Below are 20,991 nucleotides of genomic sequence, written 5' to 3'. Positions count from 1 at the left end.
TGCCACTTGCTCACTCGCAAAAAATTGTGAAAAGAAGTGCGATTCGGTTTCCTAATAGAAAAGGACAGGTTCGAAGTTAGGATGACTTCAGACCTGTCCTTTTTCTTTACAATTGTTCCTTCGCTTTCGCTTCTTGAATCATTTTATACACATACAACGCACCGTAACCACCTGCTAAACCAAGTGGAAGGATGATGAAAGGTGCAAAACTCTTCATATGCCATCCTAATAAAAAGAATATCCCATAAATGATGACCATCGACATGATGCTAAACGCTAACCGGATAAAATAAGCTTTCAAACAAAACGCTCCTTCAATTCTTCATCTTTCACTTGCTTACATTCGATGTTTTCTAGTGGTCCAATTACGATACACATACCACCCAAACCATCCACCACATATTATAGAAAAAACTATAATCAGGTTTGAACTTTCACCTTTATATAAATCAAACACTACTAGAATTCCATACGTAACGAAGCCAGTCAATATCCCAAATAACAATCGAATCAAATAGTTCTTCAGAGATAGCCCTCCCCGTTTATTTTCTTTTTCCATTTTAACACAACACCTATATGATATTCGTTTATATCCAAAATAGAAGGAATTTCTTCAATGACAGAGAACCCCCTTTATAGAGAAGGAGTGTTGAAATATGTCGTATTGCCAAGTACAGAAAGCGAACATCTATTATGAAGAATACGGAAGTGGGACACCGATCGTGATGATTCACGGGTTCTCACCCGATCACCGCCTGATGAAAGGCTGCATGGACCCGATCTTTCAAGAAAGAGAAGGATACAGACGCATCTATCTCGACCTGCCAGGAATGGGACAGACGAAAGAATATGAAACGGTTCAAAACTCGGATGAAATGCTAGAGTTGGTTATTCAGTTCATTAATACGTTATTACCAGACCAATCATTCTTACTGGCAGGTCAATCGTATGGTGGTTATATGATGAGAGGTATCATTGCAAAAATCGCAGAGCGAGTACTAGGTGCAGCATTCATCTGTCCGATGATCCTGCCCAACCACAGTGAACGAACTTTGCCAGAGCAAACAAACATTGAAGTTGATAACGAATTTCTAGCCACACTAACAAAAGAAGAAAGAGAAGATTTCAAAGGCATTCATGTAAAGATAAATGAATACACGTGGAAAAGGTACAGGGATGAAGTAGTCGTTGGATTGAAGAGCGCAGATTCAACTTTCTTAGAGAAAATCTCAGGAGCTTATGGATACACGTTTAAGATCGACCAAGAAGTGTTTGAGAAACCTTGTGTGTTTATAACAGGTAGGCAGGACCATGTTACGGGTTATAAGGATGTTTATGATTTACTTGATAAATATCCAAGAGCGACGTTTTCTATTTTGGATGTTGCGGGGCATAATTTGCAGATTGAACAGGGTGAGCTGTTGAATATACATATAAGTGAGTGGTTGAAGAGGGTCAAGGGAAATAACTAAGAAAGCTGCCAAATTAGGCAACTTTCTATATTTATAGGGTTACTTTTTCTTTTAGTATTCCTTCTTTAACCATATTTACGAGAGTCCCTTTATTTTTAAACTTAGAGTACATGATTAGGCGATCAAGGTCTTTCTTTGTAAGTTCAGCCTGATTAATAACTAGTTCGTATCTATCTAATTTGTTTACCATTGAAATAGCATACTCAATCTGTTTGGGAGTTAAATATACTTTGTTTGTTTTAACCTTACTTTTAACCTCATCTATATTTAGTGAATGTATAGATTTACATATTTCAGTGGTATATTTTTGCTCCTTAATCCAAGAAATATCTTCTTGGTTTAATTGAAACCATTCTCCTTCTAGCCTCTTTTGAGAAAAATATTTGTGAAATGCAACTTCTGTTTGATGATGATCACCAGTCTTAATCAAATATATAAGTTCATTCTTAAATGGAAGTTTTACACCAAAGACATTCATCCGCTTTTCTATATGTTTTGTCTTTCCAATCTTAAAAGTCCCATTCAGATGTTCTTGCACAAAATAAACATAACCTGGAGCTTTCCCATCTGGAAATGGTGAATCTATTATTTTTTGAAGTTCATTCTGATTGGGTTGGTACAAGTAGATTTTTTGAGGAGAAAATTGAACATTTTGTATAGGTGGCTCATTATTACTCTTTTTGTTTAAAAATGATAAAAACCCTTTAAGCATTATTAATCACTCATTTCCAAAAAATAGTTAAAAATATGTATATTAGTAGAATAATAAAATATGGAAAACATTACAAATGATATATTATATTTAATTTGAGAAACATCAAGGTAAGTGTATTAACTTCATGATAATGGGATTAAAGTTTAATGGTGAGTGTTTATTCCAAAAATTATTAGTTAATTTAAAGAGAAGGGAATTTAAGCTATGGTGAATGACACATATACAAACACACTCAATCTTTCAAGCTATCAAACTATCTTTAATGAAAATGACACCTCAGAAAGATGTCGAAGTGTTTTAGATAATATCCACCCTGAATTAAAGACGTTTTTTGAAAATTTTTGCCGTGAAAATAATCTGCTGACTGCCAACAGATTTTTAAGAGATTATTCAGTTACATTACAAACTACATACAGTGATTCGAAAAACCCTAAATTTGCAGAACAAAAGAAGACTTCAAATACAGGAAGAAAATATCATGTATCTCTTAATGAGAAAATTGGAGAACAAGAAGTGAACTTGTTAACACTTGAGTTAAACGGTGTTGATCAAAAGCTTTACATTTCAATTGACTCTAACTTTTTTCCCATTTGGTATTTGATGAGAATAGATAAATTATTGCCTGCTATTCAACAATCACCTGAGGATCTCTTGATCTATTTTCAAACAGAGTGGTTTAAAAAAGAGAAGGTTTCAAGAACAGATTTCAAGCCTGTTTTTACTGATTTCAAAAAGCAAAGAAAACGTCCTTTCTATCATTTTGGCATGGAACTCCCATTATACGGACAAATCAGCAAAGAGGAATTAGAGAAGGATTTATTAAAGACTTGGGAACTCTCAGGTTTGATTAGAGAAAAGCTTATTGAAGAAAAAGAATTAGATAATCAGGGGAATCAACTTTTAGACCTTTTTGCTAACGACCAGAGTAGACAAGACTCGATTCAATTATTAGATCACTCTTATTCCCTTGTTTATGGAGAAACAGAGAATTATAAACCTAAAGCCAGACGCCAAGCATTTTCTATTTATGATCAGGATCAATTAATAACAAAAGGGTACATTGTTTATTTTGAGATTGATCAAACGATCTCCCCGAATCAAGTTCTTTGTGTAGCGATAGAAGGTCACCAGCACATGTACTCAAATGTACGGGATCTGGTTTTAAAAGATGAGGTGCAAGGTGGATTAAAAAATCCTTTACCACTCATCACCTAGATAATATAGAAGTTACAAGAAAAGCAATGGACCTGTTAAATGAACATTGGATCAAAACAGAAGGCAGTTCTTATTATGTTAGTACGTATAAAAACGAAACAAAATCATTTAATAAAGAAATTGCTGAAATCAAAAAGGAATTAGTGACAGCAAGTTTATTATTTGCTTATGTCAGTGAAAAGTTAGAGCTTCCAGATACGAACCCATCTTTATCTATTAATAATGAGGATGAAGGAGAAGCAGAAGAAAACCCAGATTCAAAGTTCATCAGCAACTTCTCATTCAGAGAAATTTACGAAACAATTGCAAACAGCCAGTTCACATTTTCAACAGATATCATTCGAGACTTCCATCTGAATCTTACAGCACTTGATGACAAGCACTTTGTTATCTTAAACGGTATTTCTGGTACGGGTAAAACGCAGCTGTGCCGGTTATATGCAAATGCTGTATACGGACTTGATTATGAGGCGGAAAATCCGTATTTGAAGATTATTCCAGTTCGTCCTGATTGGATGGATGCTACAGCGTTATTCGGGTACTATAGTTCATTTGAGAAAAAGTACATTATTACAGAATTCCTACAGGTTTTGATCTCGGCTCAAAAGGAACGGGACAAGCCTCATTTTATTGTACTAGACGAGATGAACCTGGCTCGTGTGGAATATTATTTGAGTGATTACTTAAGTGCTGTTGAGTCACGGAAAGAAATCCTGCTTCATAACAGGGAGGATGTTACAGATATTCCACAAAAGATTAGCATCCCTCCAAACGTGTATGTGTTGGGAACGATTAATGTGGACGAGACGACGCACAGCTTGTCTGATAAAGTGTTGGACCGTGCGTTTGTGATGACACTATCAGATGTTGATTTTGATCATTATTGGTCAACACTCGATCAATCTGTAAAAGCGATGATGAGTAGCGAATATGAAATTCTTTGTGACATTCACAACTATCTGAAATCATACGACCTTCACTTTGGCTACAGGACGATGAACGAGATGATTCAAAAGCTGGTGAGAAATAAGGAGCTCGATGAAGAGTTTAGCCTGGGTTCTATGCCAGCACTTGATCGGGTAATTAGTGAAAAAATGATGCCAAAATTAAGAGGTGACGAGCGAATTGCAGACTTGCTTTCAACGCTTAAAGCAAAATTCCATGGTCACTTTGGCGATGAATCTCAATCATATGGTCATATCTTGAGAATGGAAAAGGAGCTGGAACGTTATGGAGCAACCCAGTTCTGGCGCTAAATTCTTTATCCAAAGTCATTAAGAAGGCTGGATTCCGCTTGAAGAAGCTTATTTAAGAGAAGCCACTTCTTATGAGTGGAAACTGGAGAGTGAGAGCAATCCTGTTATCTTGTTTAACGGGATGCCACTTCCGTTCGTTCTAAATGAATCTGGAGTGAGTGGGACGCTGCAGACACCCTTTCAATCCGGTGAAGCAACTATTGAAATCAACGGAACTCACCTAAAATCCTACATCTACACTGATGAAAGAAAGATGACTACTGAGCAGTATGAGATCATGCTGAAAGAAATACTTGAGGAAGCAGCAGTTTGTTTTGATTACAGCGGCTTAAATAAAGGATTCAATACCAGTGGAAGAGAACGCACGTTGTCATGGACACAATGGTCTTACATTAAAAGAAGCTTTCACGAGTTATCTCTGCTGTTTAAAAAAATCAACAGCAATCCATTATCTGTTCTTAAGCAGGAAAACTTTATGACGAACCGTGAAAAGATACAGCAGGTTCATACAACAACGTCACTCTGGCTGGAACGAAACCATGGTCGGACAGAACAGCTTGTCCCTAAAAAAGTGTGGACGTCTAAACGAGAGGAAACGAATGACTTGTATGAAAATCGCTTAGTAAAAAAACAGCTTCTTGAACTAAGACATCTTCTTTCCCAATATCGTGATTATGCGGATGGTGTGTTAAAAGAGGAAGCAGAGAAACTAAGAAACAAGGTGTTGTACTGGCTGAACCATTCATTCATGATTGTTGTCAAACCTCATAACGGCCAGGTAACCATTACACAACGGTTAAGAAAGCATCCGATCTATCGAAAATGGCACACATGGTTTGAAAAGCTGTATCAGCACCAGAAGTATGAGATTGGATTTGATTATCACATTCCGTTAAAAGATACGTTTCAAGTATATGAAATGTGGTGCTACATGAAGTTAATCAAACAAGCAAGACAGAACGGGGAACTGGCAGATTCATCACAGTTATATAAAACTACATCAGACGGGATATTTCTCTCGTTAGCGGAAAAAAAAGAGAGTACCATTAAACTAAAAAACGGTGACACCATTTCATTCCAGCGTGTGTTTCAGTATCGAAATGCAGAACATGTTGTAGATAACACGAAGGCACTTTTCTATACCTTTACCCAAAAGATGATTCCCGACATTGTCATCCAACGAGGGGAAAAGCTATTTATCTTTGATCCGAAATATCGTGTACCGAATAACATTGGGACCGCATTAGGTGAAATGCACAAGTACAGGGATGGGATTAGAAACATCTTTACGGATGAAAAAGTAGTAGAAGAAGTATATATCATGACTCCGTTCCAGGAGTCAGGGGAAGAACTCAGATATTATGCTGATCATTTTCATAAACGATACAAGATGGGGGCGGTAAAGATGATGCCTGGAGTAACCGAAGAACATGATAGGTACTCAATTTAGGAGGGCAGAGCATGGATATCAAAAAAGATATAATTGTATATACACTACCTGATAATATTCGTGGCAGGAGTATACGTACTAACATTATTCCTACAGTATGTAATCTTAAAAACTTGCTTAAAAAGCTTGTAATGGTAAATGGAGGTTATGGGCAACTAAAACAGTGGGAAAAAAGAAGTTATCAATCTTACCAAATTGATAAAATTAAAGATGGATTGTTAACTGTTCATGATGAAGAATGTATTCAATTGATTAAATCTCATATTCTTAGTTTCCATCCAAAGGAACTTGGTGCAAGCTGTGTGGACATTTATTTGGTTGCTTATGTTGCTGAGAATTACGGTCCAGGTAAAAACGTCTTTTTTGATTACATAAAGAGCAGTGGAATTTCTGAAAAAGATAATACAGCCCAAGCCATTTGGCAAGTTGGTAAGGGTGATGGTATTTACCTTGGTTTATTAAATGAAGATGGAACAGTGATGGATTGGAGCTTCTTTACAACATGGATTAATGGTAATAATGATAATTCCGAATCACTTGTCTATTAGATAAGTTTCTGTTAATTAGTAAAATGAATTATATTTAATTAAAATCTTAAATTCATAATTTGCGAAAAGAAGTTAATTTTCGAATGATAGAATTGAGCTTTAACCTACATGGAGAAAACTAACTATTCTGTCTGAGCATCTTTTCCCACTATTGATTGGTGTAATAGTTTATAATATACCTTGGTCTAAAGCAGAAAATAGGTTATTATAAAAGAAAGAATTACCGAAAGGATGTTCGTATTATATGTTAAACGTAATCGAACTTTTCGCAGGTGTTGGAGGATTCCGGATAGGATTAGAACGGACTGGTCATTTTCAAGTCGTTTGGGGAAATCAGTGGGAACCATCAAAAAAAGCACAAGATGCGTTTGTTTGTTATTCAACCAATTTTAAAGATAATGGTATACATTCTAATGAAGATATCTCAACTGTAAAATCAGAGCACCTACCTAATGCAGAAGTTTTGGTAGGGGGATTTCCTTGTCAAGATTATTCAGTAGCAAGGTCTTTGAGTGGGGAAAAAGGTATACAAGGGAAAAAAGGTGTTTTGTTCTGGGAGATAATGCGTCTAATATCAGAACGACAGCAGATAGGAAGAAAGCCTAAGTATGTATTATTAGAAAACGTTGATAGGCTACTTAAATCTCCTTCAAAACAACGCGGAAGAGACTTTGGTATAATGCTTGCTGCTTTTCATAAAGCTGGATATGATGTCGAATGGCGTGTAATTAATGCTGCAGACTATGGTCTATCACAGAGAAGAAGAAGAGTATTCATATTTGCATATGACAGATCATTAAAGTATGCAAAACAACTTAATAAAACTTCAAATCCAAAGATTTTAGAACAAGATGGATTTTTTGCAACAAAATTCCCTGTAACGATGGAATTTGTTAATACAAAGAAGATTACTGAAGGCGATTTAAAAGAGGATCTTGTCAATATCTCGGATGAGTTCAAAGGGAACTTCTATAATTCAGGTATCATGAAAGATGGAGAATTTATTTCAATGGAATTAACTCCATTAAAAACAGCTCCTGTTCCACTATCAGACATACTTGAAGAAGAGGTTGATGAAAAGTATTATTTGACTGAGATGGCCAAAGAGAAGTTTATCTATCTAAAAGGTCCGAAAAAAGTAGAAAGGACCTCCGCTTCTGGTCATAAATATATTTTTTCTGAAGGTGGAATGGCTCTTCCGGAAAATATGGATTTACCTGGTAGAACGATGCTAACAAGTGAAGGAACAACTAATCGAAGTACTCATGTAGTACCTGATAAAAAGACAGGAAGATGGAGATATCTGACTCCCGTCGAGTGTGAGAGGTTGAACGGCTTTCCTGACAACTGGACAAACACTGGCATGTCAGAGAGAATGCGCTATTTCTGTATGGGTAATGCTCTAGTAGTAGACCTTATAACTCTAATGGGTGAAAGAATACATGAGATTGAAATCCAAGAACCCCAAATTGAAAAGAGCAATGAAAAACAAGAAGAACAGATTACTTTATTTTAGTAATCTGTTCTTTACTTTATAAGAATTATTGAAGATAACTTCTTTAATATAACTATTGTTTAACCAAAAGGATTTTTTTACCATATTATCACCGTAATGGGTAGGGTATGTATCTAAACTATTTGCTGCATGTGGTCGCACGTGGGATACTCTATTTTCAGAAGAACCGGGTAGTTTATGCGCTTGTTTGTCTAAGATTCTTTTAACAGTTTCTTCCCAAACCAATCTGACTTCATTCTCTAAATCTTTTTCTGGAATCGTCCAGAAGAAAGCATCGACGAATTCATAATCCTCATTAGCAGTCTCTAGATAAATTACAAAAAGATATCTAGTTTCCAAAAACATAAGTCTTAGGGTAGATTCATCCCAATTTTCTTTGATGATTTCTTTATATTTAAATGAGGGGAATGACATAGATTCCTTTATACTACCGTTTCTTTGTATTCTGATTGTTTTAATCTTCGTATTGGATTTAAGAAATTCTTCAGACTTATTAAGGTCATTTAAATCTTTTCTCAGCATTCTTGCAGCAACTGAATAAGTTTTTGATTTACTTGTAATCGATATTTCGAATTTTTGGCACAACTCATTTAATTTCATACCAAAGAATGGCTGGAATGCATTTAATATTAACTCATCAAGAGTTTTTTCTTGGAGTTGTTCAGCAGTTACGATTGATTTATAGGTTTTTTTCTTTTTTAAGATATATTTATTAAGAATAAATGTCATATACGAAGATTTTAAAGAAAATGCACGTTGCTTAGCCATGATAGGTGAAAAGGGTTGGGTTCTTACACTTTCTTTATTAGCACCTTTTGTACATGCACTTAAATACAATGTATCTCTTTCGGATAGTTCATGAGCTTTACCATCTCTAATTTTATTGATAATAATATCCCAATCTTGTTTAATGATTTCAAGATCTTTTTCAGGAAACTCGAACAATTGAGCATGGGTTATTTTAAAATCGTGTCGTTCTAACTGCTCTTCGTAAAGATAAAAAACTAATAATATCAATTTGTTCTTCTTCCAAAAGGCACTGGTCTCAAAAGTATTGTTATGTTCATTCATATAATTAATAATGTTTAATACTAAACGTTCTTTAGCAGAAAAAGTTTTATTTTTGTTCTTCTTGTAGGGCGTTACCTTTAACTCTACTCCCGCTTCTGAAAAGTCTGCTTCACTTAAAGAATTTGGTTTGTATCCGAAATGGTGTTCTTCAATTAAAGTGCCGATTCCACCTTTTAACTTAGTCTTTCCCAATAACTCGTTAGGAAGGATTTCATAAAATGCTTTATTCTCCATCAACTTAGCGTGTTGTTCTATTGATTCCGGAGATGTTTTATTATACAACAAATTCTCTTCACTCCTTTAAGTGATTATTTTTAGCTCATTCGGGAAGAAGTAAATATTACTTCTTTCTCAAGGAGCAGCCATAAATGGAAATAAAAGATACTGACATACTCTATTTTAGAAGAAAATTACTTAAATGGGGGAAAGAAAATAAATTTAATTTTGTTTGGCGTGATGTCGATAACTTGTGGCATGCTTTAGTAGCGGAAATTATGTTGCAGAGGACAAGATCAGGTGTTGTGGAGCCTGAGTTTATAAAGTTTATTAATGAATATCCAACCCCTCAAAATTACCTTATAAAAGAAAAACCAGAAACATTTAAAAACTTAGGTCTTCCTGGAAGAGAACAAATTATTAAAGAAATAGCAGAAGTACTTAAAGAGAAGAAACATTTAAAAGAAAAGAAAGATTTTCTCTCAATAAAAGGTGTAGGTAACTATACGGCAGCTGCTGTTAGATCGATGTTTTTCAATGTAAGAGACATTATAGTGGATGGAAACGTAGTGAGAGTGTACTCAAGGGTCTTTGGATTTAAAAGGACCCCAAAGCTTTATACTGATAAAAGCTTTTTTGAATTTGCTGATCGAGTAACACCAAAAAGAAATTTTCGTATGTTTAACTATTCTTTATTGGATTTTGGTAGAGAAATATGTTCTCCGATACCAAAATGCGAAATTTGTCCTTTAAAAAGGAAATGTAAGTACTATAGAAATATAATAAAAGTCAAATAAAATTTTCAAATATTATACTTTTAACAAATATTAAACCTATAAAAGAGGTGATATATATTGATTTGATAAATACTTTTCAGTAATTAATATGAGAAAGCAACTTCATCTTCCCGGTATAAGTAAATTAAACATGAATCAAGCTTTTGGGGTTTAAGAATATTGTACAATTAGCTTATGAAGAAAAGTAAAGGGGTGTAGAAATGCCAACATACAACAAACTCGTCCGTGATCGTATACCAGAAATCATTAAAAGGACAGGTGCTTCCTTTAATACTACAATTCTATCTGAAACCGAATACATAAAAGAGTTAAAGAAAAAATGTTATGAAGAATTAGATGAGTATGTTGCAGCTGGTGATGACCAGGATGCTGTAGAAGAACTTGCTGACCTCCTAGAATTAATGTATGAACTTGCTAAAGTTCATGGAGTAGATTTTCATGAAATTGAAAAAGTAAGACAGGAAAAAGCAGAAAAACGCGGAGGATTTCAGGAACGCATCTTTTTAATCGATACAGAATAAATCCTATTTAAATTGTATTTTATTAAACATATAAATTTTACGGTATTAAAGTCAAAACAGGAAAGAGATGTTGGCATTGAGCCACAAATTACAAGTGGGGGAAATGAAAGTTGAATATTTGACTGACAAGGAAATATGGGGACACTTCAATTATATTTTTTCTCCAAAATCTAAAAATTCCACAACATATAAATTTGTCTTGATTAAGTCAATATTAGAAAATCTTTATAATGTAAATGAAAAATTAGAATTAACCTATGATCTTTTATATTCGAGTTTTTCTAAAATATATTGGAATCTTGTTATACATCATAATTTAAATCAGATTAACATGATCGGGAAGAAAGCAGAGGTACAAAAAATACTTTTAGTAATTCAAGATAAGTACATGATTCCTAATACTTATGTTTTTGATAAGCTTTCCGATGAACTGCAAATTGAGATTATAACAATGGTTAAAAAGAAGGCTAAGTTGAATGTTATGGGTGCTATATATGGTGATACTGATAGTACAATCTATGATTTCGATAATAAGAAAGAAACTATAAAAATTAATCCTAGCTATTACTCATTTATGCAACGGTTTCAGAAAGTGCTGACCTATTTAACAAACTATCACCTTGCTTTATTTTTAGAAAAGTTCAACCAAAAAGGTGATATTACTAATCTTCTTATGAAAGTTGAAAATGTATCTAAAAGATCTTCTTTAAATGAATTCTATTTACTTTTATCATCTTTTTACAATGACAAATGTTTTTATTGTGGTAAAGAAATTAAGAAAAAAGGGTCTATTCATGTTGATCATTTCATTCCATGGAGTTTTGTGCAAACTGATCAATTATGGAACTTGGTCATCTCCTGTAGTTCATGTAATTTAGCTAAGAATGATAAATTAGCCGTAGAACAATATTTAGATTCTCTTATAGATAGAAACTTGGAGTTAACAAAAGATTTATTAGTAAACCAAAGGCTTGATATGAAAGTCTATACAGCAAAGAAATTGATTGAGCTTTATAATTATTCCAAGGAAAATGGATTTACAGACATTTGGACTCCACAGAAGAAAATCCAATTACAATTAGAAAAGCTTAAGGAAAAATAATCCTTAAGCCTAATTTACTTATTATCATCCTCAACCAGATACTTAAGCATAGACAGCTTATTCTCCCAGAACTTTTCGTAATAAGAGAGCCATTGTTTCACTTCTGTTAAAGGCTCTGGATGCAGCTGATAAATCTTTTCCCGTCCTTCCTTTCGTCCTGAAATGAGTTCAGCCTCTTTTAGAATCTGAAGATGCTTCGTCACAGCGGTTCGACTTATTTCAAAGTGATCAGCGATCTCTGATATTGGCCGCTCATTTTCAGAAAGCAGCCTTAAGACTTCACGTCTCGTCGGGTCTGCGATTGCTTTAAATACATCGTGTTTTTCTGCTGATGCTGCCACTTAACCCTCAACGACCTTTTTCAGTCTTTCATTCACAATACCAACCCATCCGCCGTTCATGCGATCACGCACATCTTGCGCTTTTTGATTCGCTTTTCCAACAATCGCATCTTCTTCTTTCCACCCGCTGTGAATCAATGTGAACTCTGTCTGATCACCTTTTTCTTCTAACAAGAACGTAACGATCCAGCCATCTGTGTCCCATGAAAACGATAGCTTATGGGGTTCATCGATCACGATCACTTTACACGGCGAAGGACCAAAAGGGGACTGGATGTGAAACTCATGACCTTCTTCTGCTTTAAAGTCATTCGGCATGAACCACGCTGACATGCCTTCTGAAGTTGATACAGCATCCCACACTTTTTGAATCGGTGCGTTAAAGGTTGCGGTTTGTTTAATATCTGGTAGTGTTGACACAAGCATTCATCTCCTAGTCTAAATATGTAACCATTTGGTTGTACGTTTAGGATATAACACCTTTTGGTTTTATGTCAATTCATTCTGAGGCGATTGGATAAATATGCTAAAATATAGGAATACAACGTGTTCATGAAAAGAGGCTAACGGTATGACCCAAACTCAAACAAGAAATGAACCAAAACGTATCCCTGAAGAAGTAAAAGATGTATTAAATTCATACTTTGAAAAAATAGAGAAGAAGCTGCCAAACAAGTTAGAGTCATTTTATCTATTCGGCTCAGTTTCCATTGGAGCTTATCAAGAAGGATTAAGTGATATCGACTTTTACGCGGTTACAAAAGAAAAGCTAACAGAATCAGATGTAGATGTATTGAAAGAGATTCACCATGAGATGAAAAAAGAGTACCCGAAGCCAAGCTTAGATGGCATGTATTTGACGCGAGAAGATCTAGAGAGTGAAAAAAACAACGGTAATTCTTCATGTCCATATTTTAATGAAGGAAAGCTTCAATCTTATCGACCTTTTCACCGTCATTGGATCGACGCGTACCAGCTTCAGACATATGGCATCGTCGTTAAAGGACTGCCGATCGAAACATACAATCTATCTGTAGATTGGACAGAATTGAAAGCAAACTTGGTGGAGAACATTAACGGTTATTGGCTGAACTGGGTGAAGAACTGCGAGCGTTTTCCGTCTACTCAATATTTAGGATTATACATGAGTGCGAACATGATCGAGTGGGGAGTACTTGGGGTGACGCGTCTTTATTATTCGATAAGGGAAGAAGACATCACGTCAAAAGAGGGAGCTGGTGAATATGCATTACAAACGGTTCCTGAAGCGTATCATCAAATCATCCGAGAAGCACTGCGCATCCGAAACGAAAATAAGTTCTCACATTATGGCTCGACGAGAAAGAGAAGAAATGATGCACTCAGCTATATGAAGTATATAATAAGAGAATGTAATAACTTGTAAGATTCATAGAAAAGGATGGGACGAAAATGGCGAAATTAGTGTTTAAGAGAGACAGTCAGTTCATGAACAAGATGAGAAAGTTTGATATTTACCTGAACGAGAGCAAAACAGAACAGATCAAGGACGGAGAAACGAAACAACTGGACGTAGCACCTGGCGAGTATATCGTGAAGATGCAGATCGATTGGGTAGAGAGCGCAACTCATAAGATTCAGATTGGTGCAGATGACACCGTTCATTTTCAGTGCGGCAGCCGATTAAAGGGCATGAAGATCTTGAAAGCCTCTTCTGCTATGAACACAGTGGATGAGTACATCTATTTAGAAAAGAAGTAAGGTGAATGAGGAGGGATTTCCGATGAACAGACTGCAGCATCTGCTTTATGGATTTCTAGTCGGATTTGGATTTATGTCACTAAGTTTCGTAGATCTGGAACGTTTTGGTCCATTTGGCCCCTTAATCTGGTTTATCAATACGGTCTTGTATTATGTAGGTTACGGAGTTGTGGTCGTTCTCGGAGTCTGGATCTTATTCATCGTCATGGGACAACTTGGAGATGAATCGCAAAAGGAGCGGGAGTAGTGGATAGCAGAATACAAACATTCGTAGATCAAGCTCAAAGAACGTTCGGACTAGGAAACTACTATTTACATCAACATAGTCTATGGCGGGACGTGAACCATTTCAACGAAACGAATTACAGACTTTGTTTGGAGTGGTTTCCGAATGGAACGGAGTCCGATGAAGATGGTTCGAATCCAGAAGGGACAGCGATTATTGAATACAACGTTAACACTGAAAAATTAGAGTCCGCTATCTTTGTTATGGGTGAGACCTTTGCACAAGATGGAATCACGTTTAATGGTGGAACTGAGGAAGTCATTAAGTGGATCGAACAAGAAACCGGATTAAAATATAACGAGCAGTTCCAACTACATAACGAAACAGAAAATGAAATAGAATTTAGCGCTATGATAGAAGGTATTCCAGTCTCACCGTCTGGCTACATCGAAGTGAAATGGAATGGTAAGGGACAGCTGACATTCTTTTCGGTTCATGGAGAGTTTCCGACAGGTGATCAGGTAATACGTGAAACCTATAATCTTTCATTAGAGCAAGCGGAACACACCGCTAAGGAACAAGTGAAAAGAATTGGATTTCCGTCGTTTGAACAAAAGAAGTTATTTGCCGTGTATGCGGTAGAAGAGATCTACATAAGAAACAAAGATCAGATGATCAAACCGTTTGAAATGCTTCAAGATGGCGGGACTTCTAAAAAAGTGAATCGCATTTTAGAGTGGGACAAACCGATCTCTGGAGATTTTGAACGTAAAGAGATCGATTTGCAAGAAGAGATTACGGTAGATGAAGCCTTTTCCTGCACGCCTTCTCCAACCACCCGACCTATTACGGAGGAAGATGAGAAGAAGTGTGTGGAAGCAGTAGAGCGTTTGTTACGTCAGGAGTATCCTGAGGACTCAGGGAAATGGCGTGTGACAAATCTGCATCGTGACAAAAAGTACTTGATTGCAACACTCAGAACAGAACAGCATGAAACACGAGTGTTTGAAAGAAAACTTTCAATACTCCTTGAACCTAACACGATGGACGTGGTGAACTACATCGACAACCAGTTCATGTTAGAGATGTATGATTCCTTTGAAGCACCTGATGAAGTAACGGTCACACAAGACGAAGCGTATGAGAAGTTAAAAGATTTGTTTGAGCTCCAGCCATTTTATGTGTATGACGATGAGCAGAAGCAATATATTCTATGCGGGAAATTAGACTGTCATCACGGCGTGAATGCCAAAACAGGTGAAGTGGTTTTGCTGGATGATTTAGGATAGATAATGGAGGTTTTAAATATGTATATAACCATTGCGGATTTTATTCGAGAATGGAATCGCGAAGCAACGCTAACGCAAAAGGTGTTAGATGGTTTAACCGATGTATCGTTGCAACAACAAGTTTACCCGGAAGGACGTACGTTAGGAAGAATCGCGTGGCATCTAACCACTAATATTCCAGAGTACTTAGCTCATTTTGGGTTCGAAGTAGATGAAGTAAAACATACAGAAGAGGTTCCACCATCAGCAAAAGAGATAGCTGACACCTTTAAAGATTTAAGTTCTGCTGCAACGAAAGCCATTGAAGAGCAATGGACAGACGAAAGCTTAAAAGAAGTGCAAACGGCCTTCGGTAGAGAGGAATCAAACGCTCAGATTCTGATGGGACTCATCAAGCACATTGTTCACCATCGTGGACAAGTTACAATCTTAATGCGTCAAGCGGGAATTAAGCCTTATGGGGTTTATGGCCCACCGAAAGAAGACTGGATTCATTTGGGTGTAGAAAATCCACCTCTTTAAATTGAAAAAACAAGTAATGGATTGCTAGGAGATGCTATGAACGAGACACAAGTGAAAGTGTACTTCTCCCTTTTTGGCGATGATTTTCAGATAAATGAAGTGACGAGAAGACTCGAGGTCATACCAACAGATAGCTATAAAAAGGGAGATCTCATTTCAGCCAATTCATCGATACACAGGAAAGAAACAAGCTGGGATTATGGGACGGACTACCAAAACTCGCTCGATGTAAATGAGCAGCTACAGCAAGTTATGAATCAGTTGAGAGATAAATGCTCTGTAATTAATGAATTACAAGCGGAGTTTGGCTTAGCGAGTAAAATCTATATTGTAATCGCAATGGTAAACGGGCAAGCTCCAGCTTTGTATTTAGAGAAAGACATCCTCACATTCGCGTCAGGCATCGGAGCTGAGATCGAGGTGGACTTTGTATGAACTGGAACTGGAATGAGACTATAATTAATCTCGAGTATTCGTATGAGAATTTGAAACAGCTGTTAAATGATTTTTGTGAGAATAAGAGTGAGTATTCTCAATACGAACTTGCTAAATGGTGCGATAATTTAACGATGGCGTGGGAAGAAGAAGATCTTGATGAAAAAGGAGATCTTACCTTTTTCATAGCCAGAGATATTGAGTGTCAGTGGGATTTATACCTAGTAAATACGTATACATTTAAACAATTAAAAATATTAGATTTGAACACAGTATCCATGCCTGAAGATTGGATGCAGGATTGGTTTCAGAAGATGAAAGCTGGAGTATGGATTGAATAGTTTTATCGTTGGTTTCGGCTTTATTAGGGAAGGGATTTTTCAAATGAGAAAATATTTGCAATCAATTGTCTGGGCCTTAATTGCAATTGGTTTGTTCGTATACTGGTACGTGACAAAATAGCAGACTATCACTGTGTATGAGGTGTGTAATGATTAAGTTTTCCGGAACTCCCATTTTAGAAACAGACCGACTACTTCTTCGTCCTTTGGAACAATCCGACATCCAAAGCATATTTAATCACTGGCTTTCAGACGAACGGGTCGCAGACAATCGGGTGAATGCTGCTCACACGAGTATTGCTCAAACAGAAGAGCGTGTGAAAAAGATCGTCAGTCAGTATGAAGATCAGAAATTTTGTTATTGGGGCATCGAATTGAAAGATACAGGTGAACTGATTGGAGAAATCGATCTGTACGATTTTGATAGCTCGACAGATAACTGTGAGGTAAGCTATTCACTTGGGTTCAAGTGGTGGAACCATGGGTACGGGACCGAAGCACTGCAAGCTGTAGTAGAGTTTGGCTTCCGACAGATGAACATCCATAAGATCTCTGCTGCACATAACACTGATAATCCTGCTTCAGGTAGGATTATGGCCAAAGTAGGAATGAAACAAGAAGGCGTAATTCGTCACATGATTCGTAATGCGAATAATCAGTATAAGGACTGTGCGGTGTATGGAATACTTCGAGAAGATTACTTAAGCTGATTATTCATGTATAATCAGCTTTTTTGTTGCTCACTCTGATCCATCTGTTGCTTCTCCAACTTCTTAACTCTGTGCAGCACTTGAAATAGAATCGTTGTAATAAAACTGAGTTGAACAAATAGAAAAATTCCTATGAAGAAGGCGGTATCCATTGATCCTCCTCCTAAACTTAACAAAAACATGAGAGCAAAAAATACGATAATCCCTCCGAAAATATTTGCCATAAACACAAACACCCAGTTGTCCATTTCTTTTCCTCCTCTAACCAAAATTCCATATTTTAACTTTAAGCTTTTACATGTTGATTTTAAAGAACAATTTTTTCTAAATGATGTACTTTTTTCCTAAATATCTTGATATAATTTAGTTCTTGGAGAAATGCAAAGCCTTCGTTTAAAATCTTTAAACGGTGTTGCTGATCGGCTTTCTCAACTTTTGGCAACTGGTATACCGCTGTGGAACCAGTTTGGGTTCGAAGCCCTAGATGAAGCCACTCAATGGCTTTTAGGATTGAACAATTTTGCAGGTAAGACCTCCATTGTTTTCTCCTTGTCTGTTGGGTGGTTTTATACGTATTAAAGTAAGGGGAATTAGGATGGAATCATTTTTAGAATATCTTGTAGTCATTGGGTTCGTGTTTATTGTTGTGTTTGCTATTCTATCGATCATCAAGAAATTTTTTGCTTCGGTAACGGTGTACGAGTATGAACGTGGTGTGAAGTTTAAATATGGGGCTTTTCAGGAGATTGTAGGCCCAGGCAAGCATAAGTATTCTCCAGCCTCTACAGAAATCACGGTTTTTGACATGAGACCGACGATTATGCAGCTGAACGGTCAAGAGTTATTAACGGCTGATCAACTTAGTGTAAAGATTAGTGTTGCCGTAAAATATCAAATTACAGATCCACAAATTCTGATCTCTGAATATGAAGATTATGAAGAACACATCTATATGAACGTGCAGCTTAAACTGCGTGATGTAATATCTTCGCTTGAATTAGATGACCTGTTGAGCAAGCGGAATGAAGTGAATGATTCGCTGCAACAACTTCTTGTTGATAATACGTTTGCTGGATTATCCATCCTCTCAGTAGACATAAAAGATATTATGTTATCTGCTGAACTAAAAAAAGCATTCCTTGAAGTAATTAGAGCGAAAAAAGAAGCGCAGTCTTCACTGGAAAGAGCAAGAGGAGAAGCAGCAACGTTAAGAAGTTTAGCAAATACGGCTAAAATGCTGGAGAACAACCCAGAGCTAGCAAAACTTCGCTTGATGAAGACGATCGAGAACGCGAAAGGCAATACGTTTGTAATCGATATGGTAGATGGCAATCACAGTACAAAAGAGAAATCCAACGCGTAACAAAGAAAGTGCATTTCTTCTAGAAGGAGAAGTGCACTTTTTTGTGGAAAGAGTTAGTAGATGACGTGAGGAGTGGTTTGTGTGAATCATCCGTTAGAAGCGGGATTGAAAAGAATCTTACAAGAAGCATTTGAAGGACCACCAAAGCCAGTGACTGTAAGCTATTTTACGAATACAAAACCAGACTCAGGTATTTTTGGAGCTTTGTCTACTTTAACTGTTGCTGATGCCTCAAAACAAATCAATGGAACAACACTCGCTGCTCATACCGATCATGTCCGATATCATATGTGGGGAACCAATGAATGGTTGTATGAAGGAACATTTCCTACAATGGATTGGAATAAAAGCTGGGAAATTCAAACAGTTAGCGATGATGAGTGGCTTTCCATACAAGAAGGATTGATAAATGAATATCAACGTCTTTTAGAAAAGATTGATCATATCCAGTGGACTGAAGACTTGGCAAATGAATTAGTAGGTTCGTTGGCGCACTCTGCCTATCACCTTGGTGCAATTCAACAAATGTTAAAATTTATGGAAGACTAGGTGAACTAAAATGTATATTGCCGGAATTGCAATCATTGTTACCGTGTTTTTTACTTTGCTGGGAATTGATATACAACTTAGAAAGAACAATAAACAAAATGAAGAAATCATAGAGTTGTTGAAAGAGATCAATGAAAAATATTGAATGGTTTAGGTGCGTGTTATGGAGATTAAAGTTCAAGCTGAAATCTATCGTTTAGGTCTCTTTATCAGCTTCTTTCAAGTGAAAAATGTCATCAAGTGGGCAGATCAATTAATTGAGAAGTTGGATCAGCCTCCTTACGAAATCCTTGAAATCTCGTTATCTTCTAAATCAACAATAGCTTCGGTATGTTCAAAGTTAACCGATGTCAAAGGAGAGTGTGATGAGGCAATTCCCATTCAAGGAATTCTGAGTCTACTTAATGATGAACTAGTTCAAACGAGTGATGTAACGGAAATATGTACATATATGTATCGTCTTGTAGGTCACATCCCAGAGAGCTGTGAGGATATTGAAAGGTCGATCATTAATCTAACAGATAAGTGGGATATGGCAGTTGATGGCTCCTATGGGAATGTAGAAGATGCTCGTAATGAGATCTATGAATTTTTAAGTGAGTTTGAGTCGTTTAGGGTTTAAAGTAAATGAAAAAGCGAAAAAAGCATATAGCTTTCTTCGCTTCATTACTTATTTCATCTCTGCTAATAATTCTTCCAGCTGGTTCCAAGTCATCGTCACGCCTTCGAGCATACCCATGTCTAGAACGGTCTTCACATCATTCGCAGAAGCATATTCTGCACGGTTGATCAGTTTTGTTTGGTTGCCTTCTGAAACAAATGTTAATGTAACTTTTGTTTGAGGCAATTCTTCAGAAATATTACCTTCAGCGTCAGAAAACGCGTCTACGCTCTTGATTTTTTCTGGTGCGACGATCTCATGAAATACCGCTCTGCCCCAAGATTCGTGTCCGAAGTATTCTTGACTCTCATCTGTGCATTTCATGCAATAATGCCAAACGCCTTCAGGACGGAATTCGAACTGTTTGATCGACATTGTCCAGCCACCAGGAGCCCACCAGCGCTTCAAATGTTCTTCTTCAGAAAAAGCTTTAAACACAAGTTCGCGAGGTGCATTAAAGGTGCGTTCTAACACCAATACATTTCCTTCTACTTTAGAAGTTAATTGATTCGTTTTGTTTTCAACAGTCATTTTTAATTCCTCCTTCATTTATGTAGTGCTAAATATCGTTTATTTCATGTCTTTTAAATATTCATCTAAGCGGTCGAACCGATCTTCCCAAATGTTTTGAAAGGTATCAAGCCATTCTTCTAGTTCTAAGAAAGGTTGTGACTGCAGCTTATAGATTCGACGATTCGCAATAGGTTGAACCTCAACAAGCCCAGAATCACTAAGTACACGTAGATGCTTCGATACCTGTGGTTGGCGCAGCTTAAGGCTGTCGGCAATTTCTCCTACAGTGAGAGGACCAACTCTCAAAAGCTCAACAATGTGAAAGCGATTGGGCTCGGCAAGTGCATGCAATGTTGTTAGTTTCTCGCCCATAAACTGTTCCTCCTTTCATAATCAATATAACTCATAAGGAATATTCTTGT

The 20,991-nt window shown here is 36.5% G+C and carries 30 protein-coding genes; 22 read left to right on the top strand and 8 right to left on the bottom strand.

Annotation, left to right across the window (positions count from 1 at the left end; all coding sequences use genetic code 11):
* Positions 1 to 106: 106 nt before the first annotated feature.
* Complete coding sequence (locus tag HU823_RS02990; protein WP_197221106.1) at positions 107 to 301, bottom strand: hypothetical protein; 195 nt, start codon at positions 299 to 301, stop codon at positions 107 to 109.
* Positions 302 to 656: 355 nt separating this feature from the next.
* Between HU823_RS02990 and HU823_RS02985 the strand changes: the two genes are divergently transcribed.
* A complete protein-coding gene (locus HU823_RS02985) occupies positions 657 to 1,472 on the top strand; it encodes an alpha/beta fold hydrolase (RefSeq protein WP_197221105.1) in 816 nt (271 codons plus the stop codon).
* A 31-nt stretch (positions 1,473 to 1,503) separates the two neighbouring features.
* Here the strand turns inward: HU823_RS02985 and HU823_RS02980 are convergent, their stop codons facing one another.
* Complete coding sequence (locus HU823_RS02980; protein WP_197221104.1) at positions 1,504 to 2,184, bottom strand: GIY-YIG nuclease family protein; 681 nt, start codon at positions 2,182 to 2,184, stop codon at positions 1,504 to 1,506.
* Between the two features lie 207 nt (positions 2,185 to 2,391).
* Here HU823_RS02980 and HU823_RS02975 point away from each other — a divergent pair, with 207 nt between their 5' ends.
* From HU823_RS02975 to dcm, 5 genes are all read left to right on the top strand, one after another.
* Positions 2,392 to 3,402: a hypothetical protein gene (locus HU823_RS02975; RefSeq protein WP_197221103.1), complete on the top strand. Its 1,011-nt coding sequence runs from the start codon at positions 2,392 to 2,394 to the stop codon at positions 3,400 to 3,402.
* 26 nt (positions 3,403 to 3,428) lie between these two features.
* Positions 3,429 to 4,658, top strand: coding sequence for an McrB family protein (locus tag HU823_RS02970; protein ID WP_197221102.1), 1,230 nt, complete (start codon positions 3,429 to 3,431; stop codon positions 4,656 to 4,658).
* Between the two features lie 109 nt (positions 4,659 to 4,767).
* Positions 4,768 to 6,108: a DUF2357 domain-containing protein gene (locus HU823_RS02965; protein WP_197221101.1), complete on the top strand. Its 1,341-nt coding sequence runs from the start codon at positions 4,768 to 4,770 to the stop codon at positions 6,106 to 6,108.
* A gap of 11 nt (positions 6,109 to 6,119) precedes the next feature.
* The gene (locus HU823_RS02960) at positions 6,120 to 6,656 is read left to right on the top strand and encodes a hypothetical protein (protein WP_197221100.1); all 537 of its coding nucleotides are present in this window, start codon (positions 6,120 to 6,122) and stop codon (positions 6,654 to 6,656) included.
* A 244-nt stretch (positions 6,657 to 6,900) separates the two neighbouring features.
* Positions 6,901 to 8,172, top strand: a complete 1,272-nt coding sequence (dcm, locus tag HU823_RS02955) for a DNA (cytosine-5-)-methyltransferase (RefSeq protein WP_197221099.1) — start codon at positions 6,901 to 6,903, stop codon at positions 8,170 to 8,172.
* Here dcm and HU823_RS02950 read toward each other — a convergent pair.
* Positions 8,164 to 9,528, bottom strand: coding sequence for a Sau3AI family type II restriction endonuclease (locus tag HU823_RS02950; RefSeq protein ID WP_197221098.1), 1,365 nt, complete (start codon positions 9,526 to 9,528; stop codon positions 8,164 to 8,166). The genes dcm and HU823_RS02950 overlap by 9 nt on opposite strands.
* Positions 9,529 to 9,611: 83 nt before the next feature.
* Between HU823_RS02950 and HU823_RS02945 the strand changes: the two genes are divergently transcribed.
* The 3 genes from HU823_RS02945 to HU823_RS02935 all read left to right on the top strand — a co-directional run bounded on the left by HU823_RS02945 (position 9,612) and on the right by HU823_RS02935 (position 11,879).
* On the top strand, positions 9,612 to 10,256 hold the full coding sequence (locus tag HU823_RS02945) for a hypothetical protein (protein WP_197221097.1): 645 nt from the start codon (positions 9,612 to 9,614) through the stop codon (positions 10,254 to 10,256).
* Positions 10,257 to 10,456: 200 nt separating this feature from the next.
* Positions 10,457 to 10,777, top strand: a complete 321-nt coding sequence (locus HU823_RS02940; RefSeq protein ID WP_197221096.1) for a nucleoside triphosphate pyrophosphohydrolase — start codon at positions 10,457 to 10,459, stop codon at positions 10,775 to 10,777.
* A gap of 76 nt (positions 10,778 to 10,853) precedes the next feature.
* Positions 10,854 to 11,879, top strand: a complete 1,026-nt coding sequence (locus HU823_RS02935) for an HNH endonuclease (RefSeq protein ID WP_197221095.1) — start codon at positions 10,854 to 10,856, stop codon at positions 11,877 to 11,879.
* A 14-nt stretch (positions 11,880 to 11,893) separates the two neighbouring features.
* On the opposite strand, the gene HU823_RS02930 is transcribed toward HU823_RS02935, so the two are convergent.
* Together HU823_RS02930 and HU823_RS02925 are read right to left on the bottom strand one after the other, a co-directional pair.
* Positions 11,894 to 12,220, bottom strand: a complete 327-nt coding sequence (locus HU823_RS02930) for an ArsR/SmtB family transcription factor (protein ID WP_197221094.1) — start codon at positions 12,218 to 12,220, stop codon at positions 11,894 to 11,896.
* The gene (locus tag HU823_RS02925) at positions 12,221 to 12,646 is read right to left on the bottom strand and encodes an SRPBCC family protein (protein ID WP_197221093.1); all 426 of its coding nucleotides are present in this window, start codon (positions 12,644 to 12,646) and stop codon (positions 12,221 to 12,223) included.
* 145 nt (positions 12,647 to 12,791) lie between these two features.
* Here HU823_RS02925 and HU823_RS02920 point away from each other — a divergent pair, with 145 nt between their 5' ends.
* The 8 genes from HU823_RS02920 to HU823_RS02885 all read left to right on the top strand — a co-directional run bounded on the left by HU823_RS02920 (position 12,792) and on the right by HU823_RS02885 (position 17,483).
* Complete coding sequence (locus tag HU823_RS02920) at positions 12,792 to 13,625, top strand: aminoglycoside adenylyltransferase domain-containing protein (protein ID WP_197221092.1); 834 nt, start codon at positions 12,792 to 12,794, stop codon at positions 13,623 to 13,625.
* Positions 13,626 to 13,651: 26 nt separating this feature from the next.
* On the top strand, positions 13,652 to 13,960 hold the full coding sequence (locus HU823_RS02915; RefSeq protein WP_144699638.1) for a hypothetical protein: 309 nt from the start codon (positions 13,652 to 13,654) through the stop codon (positions 13,958 to 13,960).
* A 22-nt stretch (positions 13,961 to 13,982) separates the two neighbouring features.
* Complete coding sequence (locus HU823_RS02910; RefSeq protein WP_197221091.1) at positions 13,983 to 14,207, top strand: hypothetical protein; 225 nt, start codon at positions 13,983 to 13,985, stop codon at positions 14,205 to 14,207.
* Positions 14,207 to 15,475, top strand: a complete 1,269-nt coding sequence (locus HU823_RS02905; protein ID WP_197221090.1) for a hypothetical protein — start codon at positions 14,207 to 14,209, stop codon at positions 15,473 to 15,475. The genes HU823_RS02910 and HU823_RS02905 overlap by 1 nt, the downstream gene beginning before the upstream one ends.
* 18 nt (positions 15,476 to 15,493) lie before the next feature.
* The gene (locus HU823_RS02900; protein ID WP_197221089.1) at positions 15,494 to 15,997 is read left to right on the top strand and encodes a DinB family protein; all 504 of its coding nucleotides are present in this window, start codon (positions 15,494 to 15,496) and stop codon (positions 15,995 to 15,997) included.
* Between the two features lie 36 nt (positions 15,998 to 16,033).
* Positions 16,034 to 16,432, top strand: a complete 399-nt coding sequence (locus HU823_RS02895) for a DUF4279 domain-containing protein (protein WP_197221088.1) — start codon at positions 16,034 to 16,036, stop codon at positions 16,430 to 16,432.
* Positions 16,429 to 16,773 (top strand): hypothetical protein, encoded by a 345-nt coding sequence (locus tag HU823_RS02890; RefSeq protein ID WP_197221087.1) that lies wholly within the window; start codon positions 16,429 to 16,431, stop codon positions 16,771 to 16,773. Before HU823_RS02895 ends, HU823_RS02890 begins: the two co-directional genes overlap by 4 nt.
* Positions 16,774 to 16,922: 149 nt before the next feature.
* Entirely contained in the window at positions 16,923 to 17,483 is a 561-nt protein-coding gene (locus HU823_RS02885) for a GNAT family N-acetyltransferase (RefSeq protein ID WP_197221086.1), read from the top strand.
* A gap of 14 nt (positions 17,484 to 17,497) precedes the next feature.
* On the opposite strand, the gene HU823_RS02880 is transcribed toward HU823_RS02885, so the two are convergent.
* Complete coding sequence (locus HU823_RS02880; RefSeq protein ID WP_197221085.1) at positions 17,498 to 17,731, bottom strand: hypothetical protein; 234 nt, start codon at positions 17,729 to 17,731, stop codon at positions 17,498 to 17,500.
* 130 nt (positions 17,732 to 17,861) lie between these two features.
* Between HU823_RS02880 and HU823_RS02875 the strand changes: the two genes are divergently transcribed.
* The 5 genes from HU823_RS02875 to HU823_RS02860 all read left to right on the top strand — a co-directional run bounded on the left by HU823_RS02875 (position 17,862) and on the right by HU823_RS02860 (position 20,017).
* On the top strand, positions 17,862 to 18,062 hold the full coding sequence (locus HU823_RS02875) for a hypothetical protein (RefSeq protein WP_197221084.1): 201 nt from the start codon (positions 17,862 to 17,864) through the stop codon (positions 18,060 to 18,062).
* Between the two features lie 16 nt (positions 18,063 to 18,078).
* Positions 18,079 to 18,846: a slipin family protein gene (locus HU823_RS02870; protein WP_197221083.1), complete on the top strand. Its 768-nt coding sequence runs from the start codon at positions 18,079 to 18,081 to the stop codon at positions 18,844 to 18,846.
* A gap of 81 nt (positions 18,847 to 18,927) precedes the next feature.
* The gene (locus tag HU823_RS02865) at positions 18,928 to 19,395 is read left to right on the top strand and encodes a hypothetical protein (RefSeq protein WP_197221082.1); all 468 of its coding nucleotides are present in this window, start codon (positions 18,928 to 18,930) and stop codon (positions 19,393 to 19,395) included.
* 10 nt (positions 19,396 to 19,405) lie between these two features.
* On the top strand, positions 19,406 to 19,540 hold the full coding sequence (locus tag HU823_RS22080) for a hypothetical protein (protein ID WP_255548949.1): 135 nt from the start codon (positions 19,406 to 19,408) through the stop codon (positions 19,538 to 19,540).
* An 18-nt stretch (positions 19,541 to 19,558) separates the two neighbouring features.
* Positions 19,559 to 20,017, top strand: a complete 459-nt coding sequence (locus tag HU823_RS02860) for a hypothetical protein (RefSeq protein WP_197221081.1) — start codon at positions 19,559 to 19,561, stop codon at positions 20,015 to 20,017.
* Between the two features lie 48 nt (positions 20,018 to 20,065).
* Here the strand turns inward: HU823_RS02860 and HU823_RS02855 are convergent, their stop codons facing one another.
* Both HU823_RS02855 and HU823_RS02850 read right to left on the bottom strand, forming a co-directional pair.
* The gene (locus HU823_RS02855; RefSeq protein ID WP_197221080.1) at positions 20,066 to 20,587 is read right to left on the bottom strand and encodes an SRPBCC domain-containing protein; all 522 of its coding nucleotides are present in this window, start codon (positions 20,585 to 20,587) and stop codon (positions 20,066 to 20,068) included.
* A 39-nt stretch (positions 20,588 to 20,626) separates the two neighbouring features.
* The gene (locus tag HU823_RS02850; RefSeq protein WP_197221079.1) at positions 20,627 to 20,941 is read right to left on the bottom strand and encodes an ArsR/SmtB family transcription factor; all 315 of its coding nucleotides are present in this window, start codon (positions 20,939 to 20,941) and stop codon (positions 20,627 to 20,629) included.
* Positions 20,942 to 20,991 lie beyond the last annotated feature (50 nt).

Origin of the sequence: Fictibacillus sp. 18YEL24, assembly GCF_015903855.1 — a bacterium.
Lineage (GTDB): Bacteria > Bacillota > Bacilli > Bacillales > Fictibacillaceae > Fictibacillus > Fictibacillus phosphorivorans_C.
Note: the sequence above shows the minus strand (reverse complement) of the source record. Positions and strands in the feature narration are given on the sequence as shown.

Excerpts from the sequence above, each read along its gene's own strand:
- HU823_RS02875 (WP_197221084.1), top strand. The coding sequence starts at position 17,862 with ATGCAAAGCCTTCGTTTAAAATCTTTAAACGGTGTTGCTGATCGGCTT.
- HU823_RS02975 (WP_197221103.1), top strand. The coding sequence starts at position 2,392 with ATGGTGAATGACACATATACAAACACACTCAATCTTTCAAGCTATCAA.
- HU823_RS02860 (WP_197221081.1), top strand. The coding sequence starts at position 19,559 with ATGGAGATTAAAGTTCAAGCTGAAATCTATCGTTTAGGTCTCTTTATC.
- HU823_RS02895 (WP_197221088.1), top strand. The coding sequence starts at position 16,034 with ATGAACGAGACACAAGTGAAAGTGTACTTCTCCCTTTTTGGCGATGAT.
- HU823_RS22080 (WP_255548949.1), top strand. The coding sequence starts at position 19,406 with ATGTATATTGCCGGAATTGCAATCATTGTTACCGTGTTTTTTACTTTG.
- HU823_RS02900 (WP_197221089.1), top strand. The coding sequence starts at position 15,494 with ATGTATATAACCATTGCGGATTTTATTCGAGAATGGAATCGCGAAGCA.
- dcm (WP_197221099.1), top strand. The coding sequence starts at position 6,901 with ATGTTAAACGTAATCGAACTTTTCGCAGGTGTTGGAGGATTCCGGATA.
- HU823_RS02880 (WP_197221085.1), bottom strand. The coding sequence starts at position 17,731 with ATGGACAACTGGGTGTTTGTGTTTATGGCAAATATTTTCGGAGGGATT.
- HU823_RS02925 (WP_197221093.1), bottom strand. The coding sequence starts at position 12,646 with ATGCTTGTGTCAACACTACCAGATATTAAACAAACCGCAACCTTTAAC.
- HU823_RS02970 (WP_197221102.1), top strand. The coding sequence starts at position 3,429 with ATGGACCTGTTAAATGAACATTGGATCAAAACAGAAGGCAGTTCTTAT.
- HU823_RS02870 (WP_197221083.1), top strand. The coding sequence starts at position 18,079 with ATGGAATCATTTTTAGAATATCTTGTAGTCATTGGGTTCGTGTTTATT.
- HU823_RS02910 (WP_197221091.1), top strand. The coding sequence starts at position 13,983 with ATGAACAGACTGCAGCATCTGCTTTATGGATTTCTAGTCGGATTTGGA.
- HU823_RS02915 (WP_144699638.1), top strand. The coding sequence starts at position 13,652 with ATGGCGAAATTAGTGTTTAAGAGAGACAGTCAGTTCATGAACAAGATG.
- HU823_RS02985 (WP_197221105.1), top strand. The coding sequence starts at position 657 with ATGTCGTATTGCCAAGTACAGAAAGCGAACATCTATTATGAAGAATAC.
- HU823_RS02850 (WP_197221079.1), bottom strand. The coding sequence starts at position 20,941 with ATGGGCGAGAAACTAACAACATTGCATGCACTTGCCGAGCCCAATCGC.
- HU823_RS02980 (WP_197221104.1), bottom strand. The coding sequence starts at position 2,184 with ATGCTTAAAGGGTTTTTATCATTTTTAAACAAAAAGAGTAATAATGAG.
- HU823_RS02890 (WP_197221087.1), top strand. The coding sequence starts at position 16,429 with ATGAACTGGAACTGGAATGAGACTATAATTAATCTCGAGTATTCGTAT.
- HU823_RS02885 (WP_197221086.1), top strand. The coding sequence starts at position 16,923 with ATGATTAAGTTTTCCGGAACTCCCATTTTAGAAACAGACCGACTACTT.
- HU823_RS02855 (WP_197221080.1), bottom strand. The coding sequence starts at position 20,587 with ATGACTGTTGAAAACAAAACGAATCAATTAACTTCTAAAGTAGAAGGA.
- HU823_RS02960 (WP_197221100.1), top strand. The coding sequence starts at position 6,120 with ATGGATATCAAAAAAGATATAATTGTATATACACTACCTGATAATATT.
- HU823_RS02945 (WP_197221097.1), top strand. The coding sequence starts at position 9,612 with ATGGAAATAAAAGATACTGACATACTCTATTTTAGAAGAAAATTACTT.
- HU823_RS02940 (WP_197221096.1), top strand. The coding sequence starts at position 10,457 with ATGCCAACATACAACAAACTCGTCCGTGATCGTATACCAGAAATCATT.
- HU823_RS02920 (WP_197221092.1), top strand. The coding sequence starts at position 12,792 with ATGACCCAAACTCAAACAAGAAATGAACCAAAACGTATCCCTGAAGAA.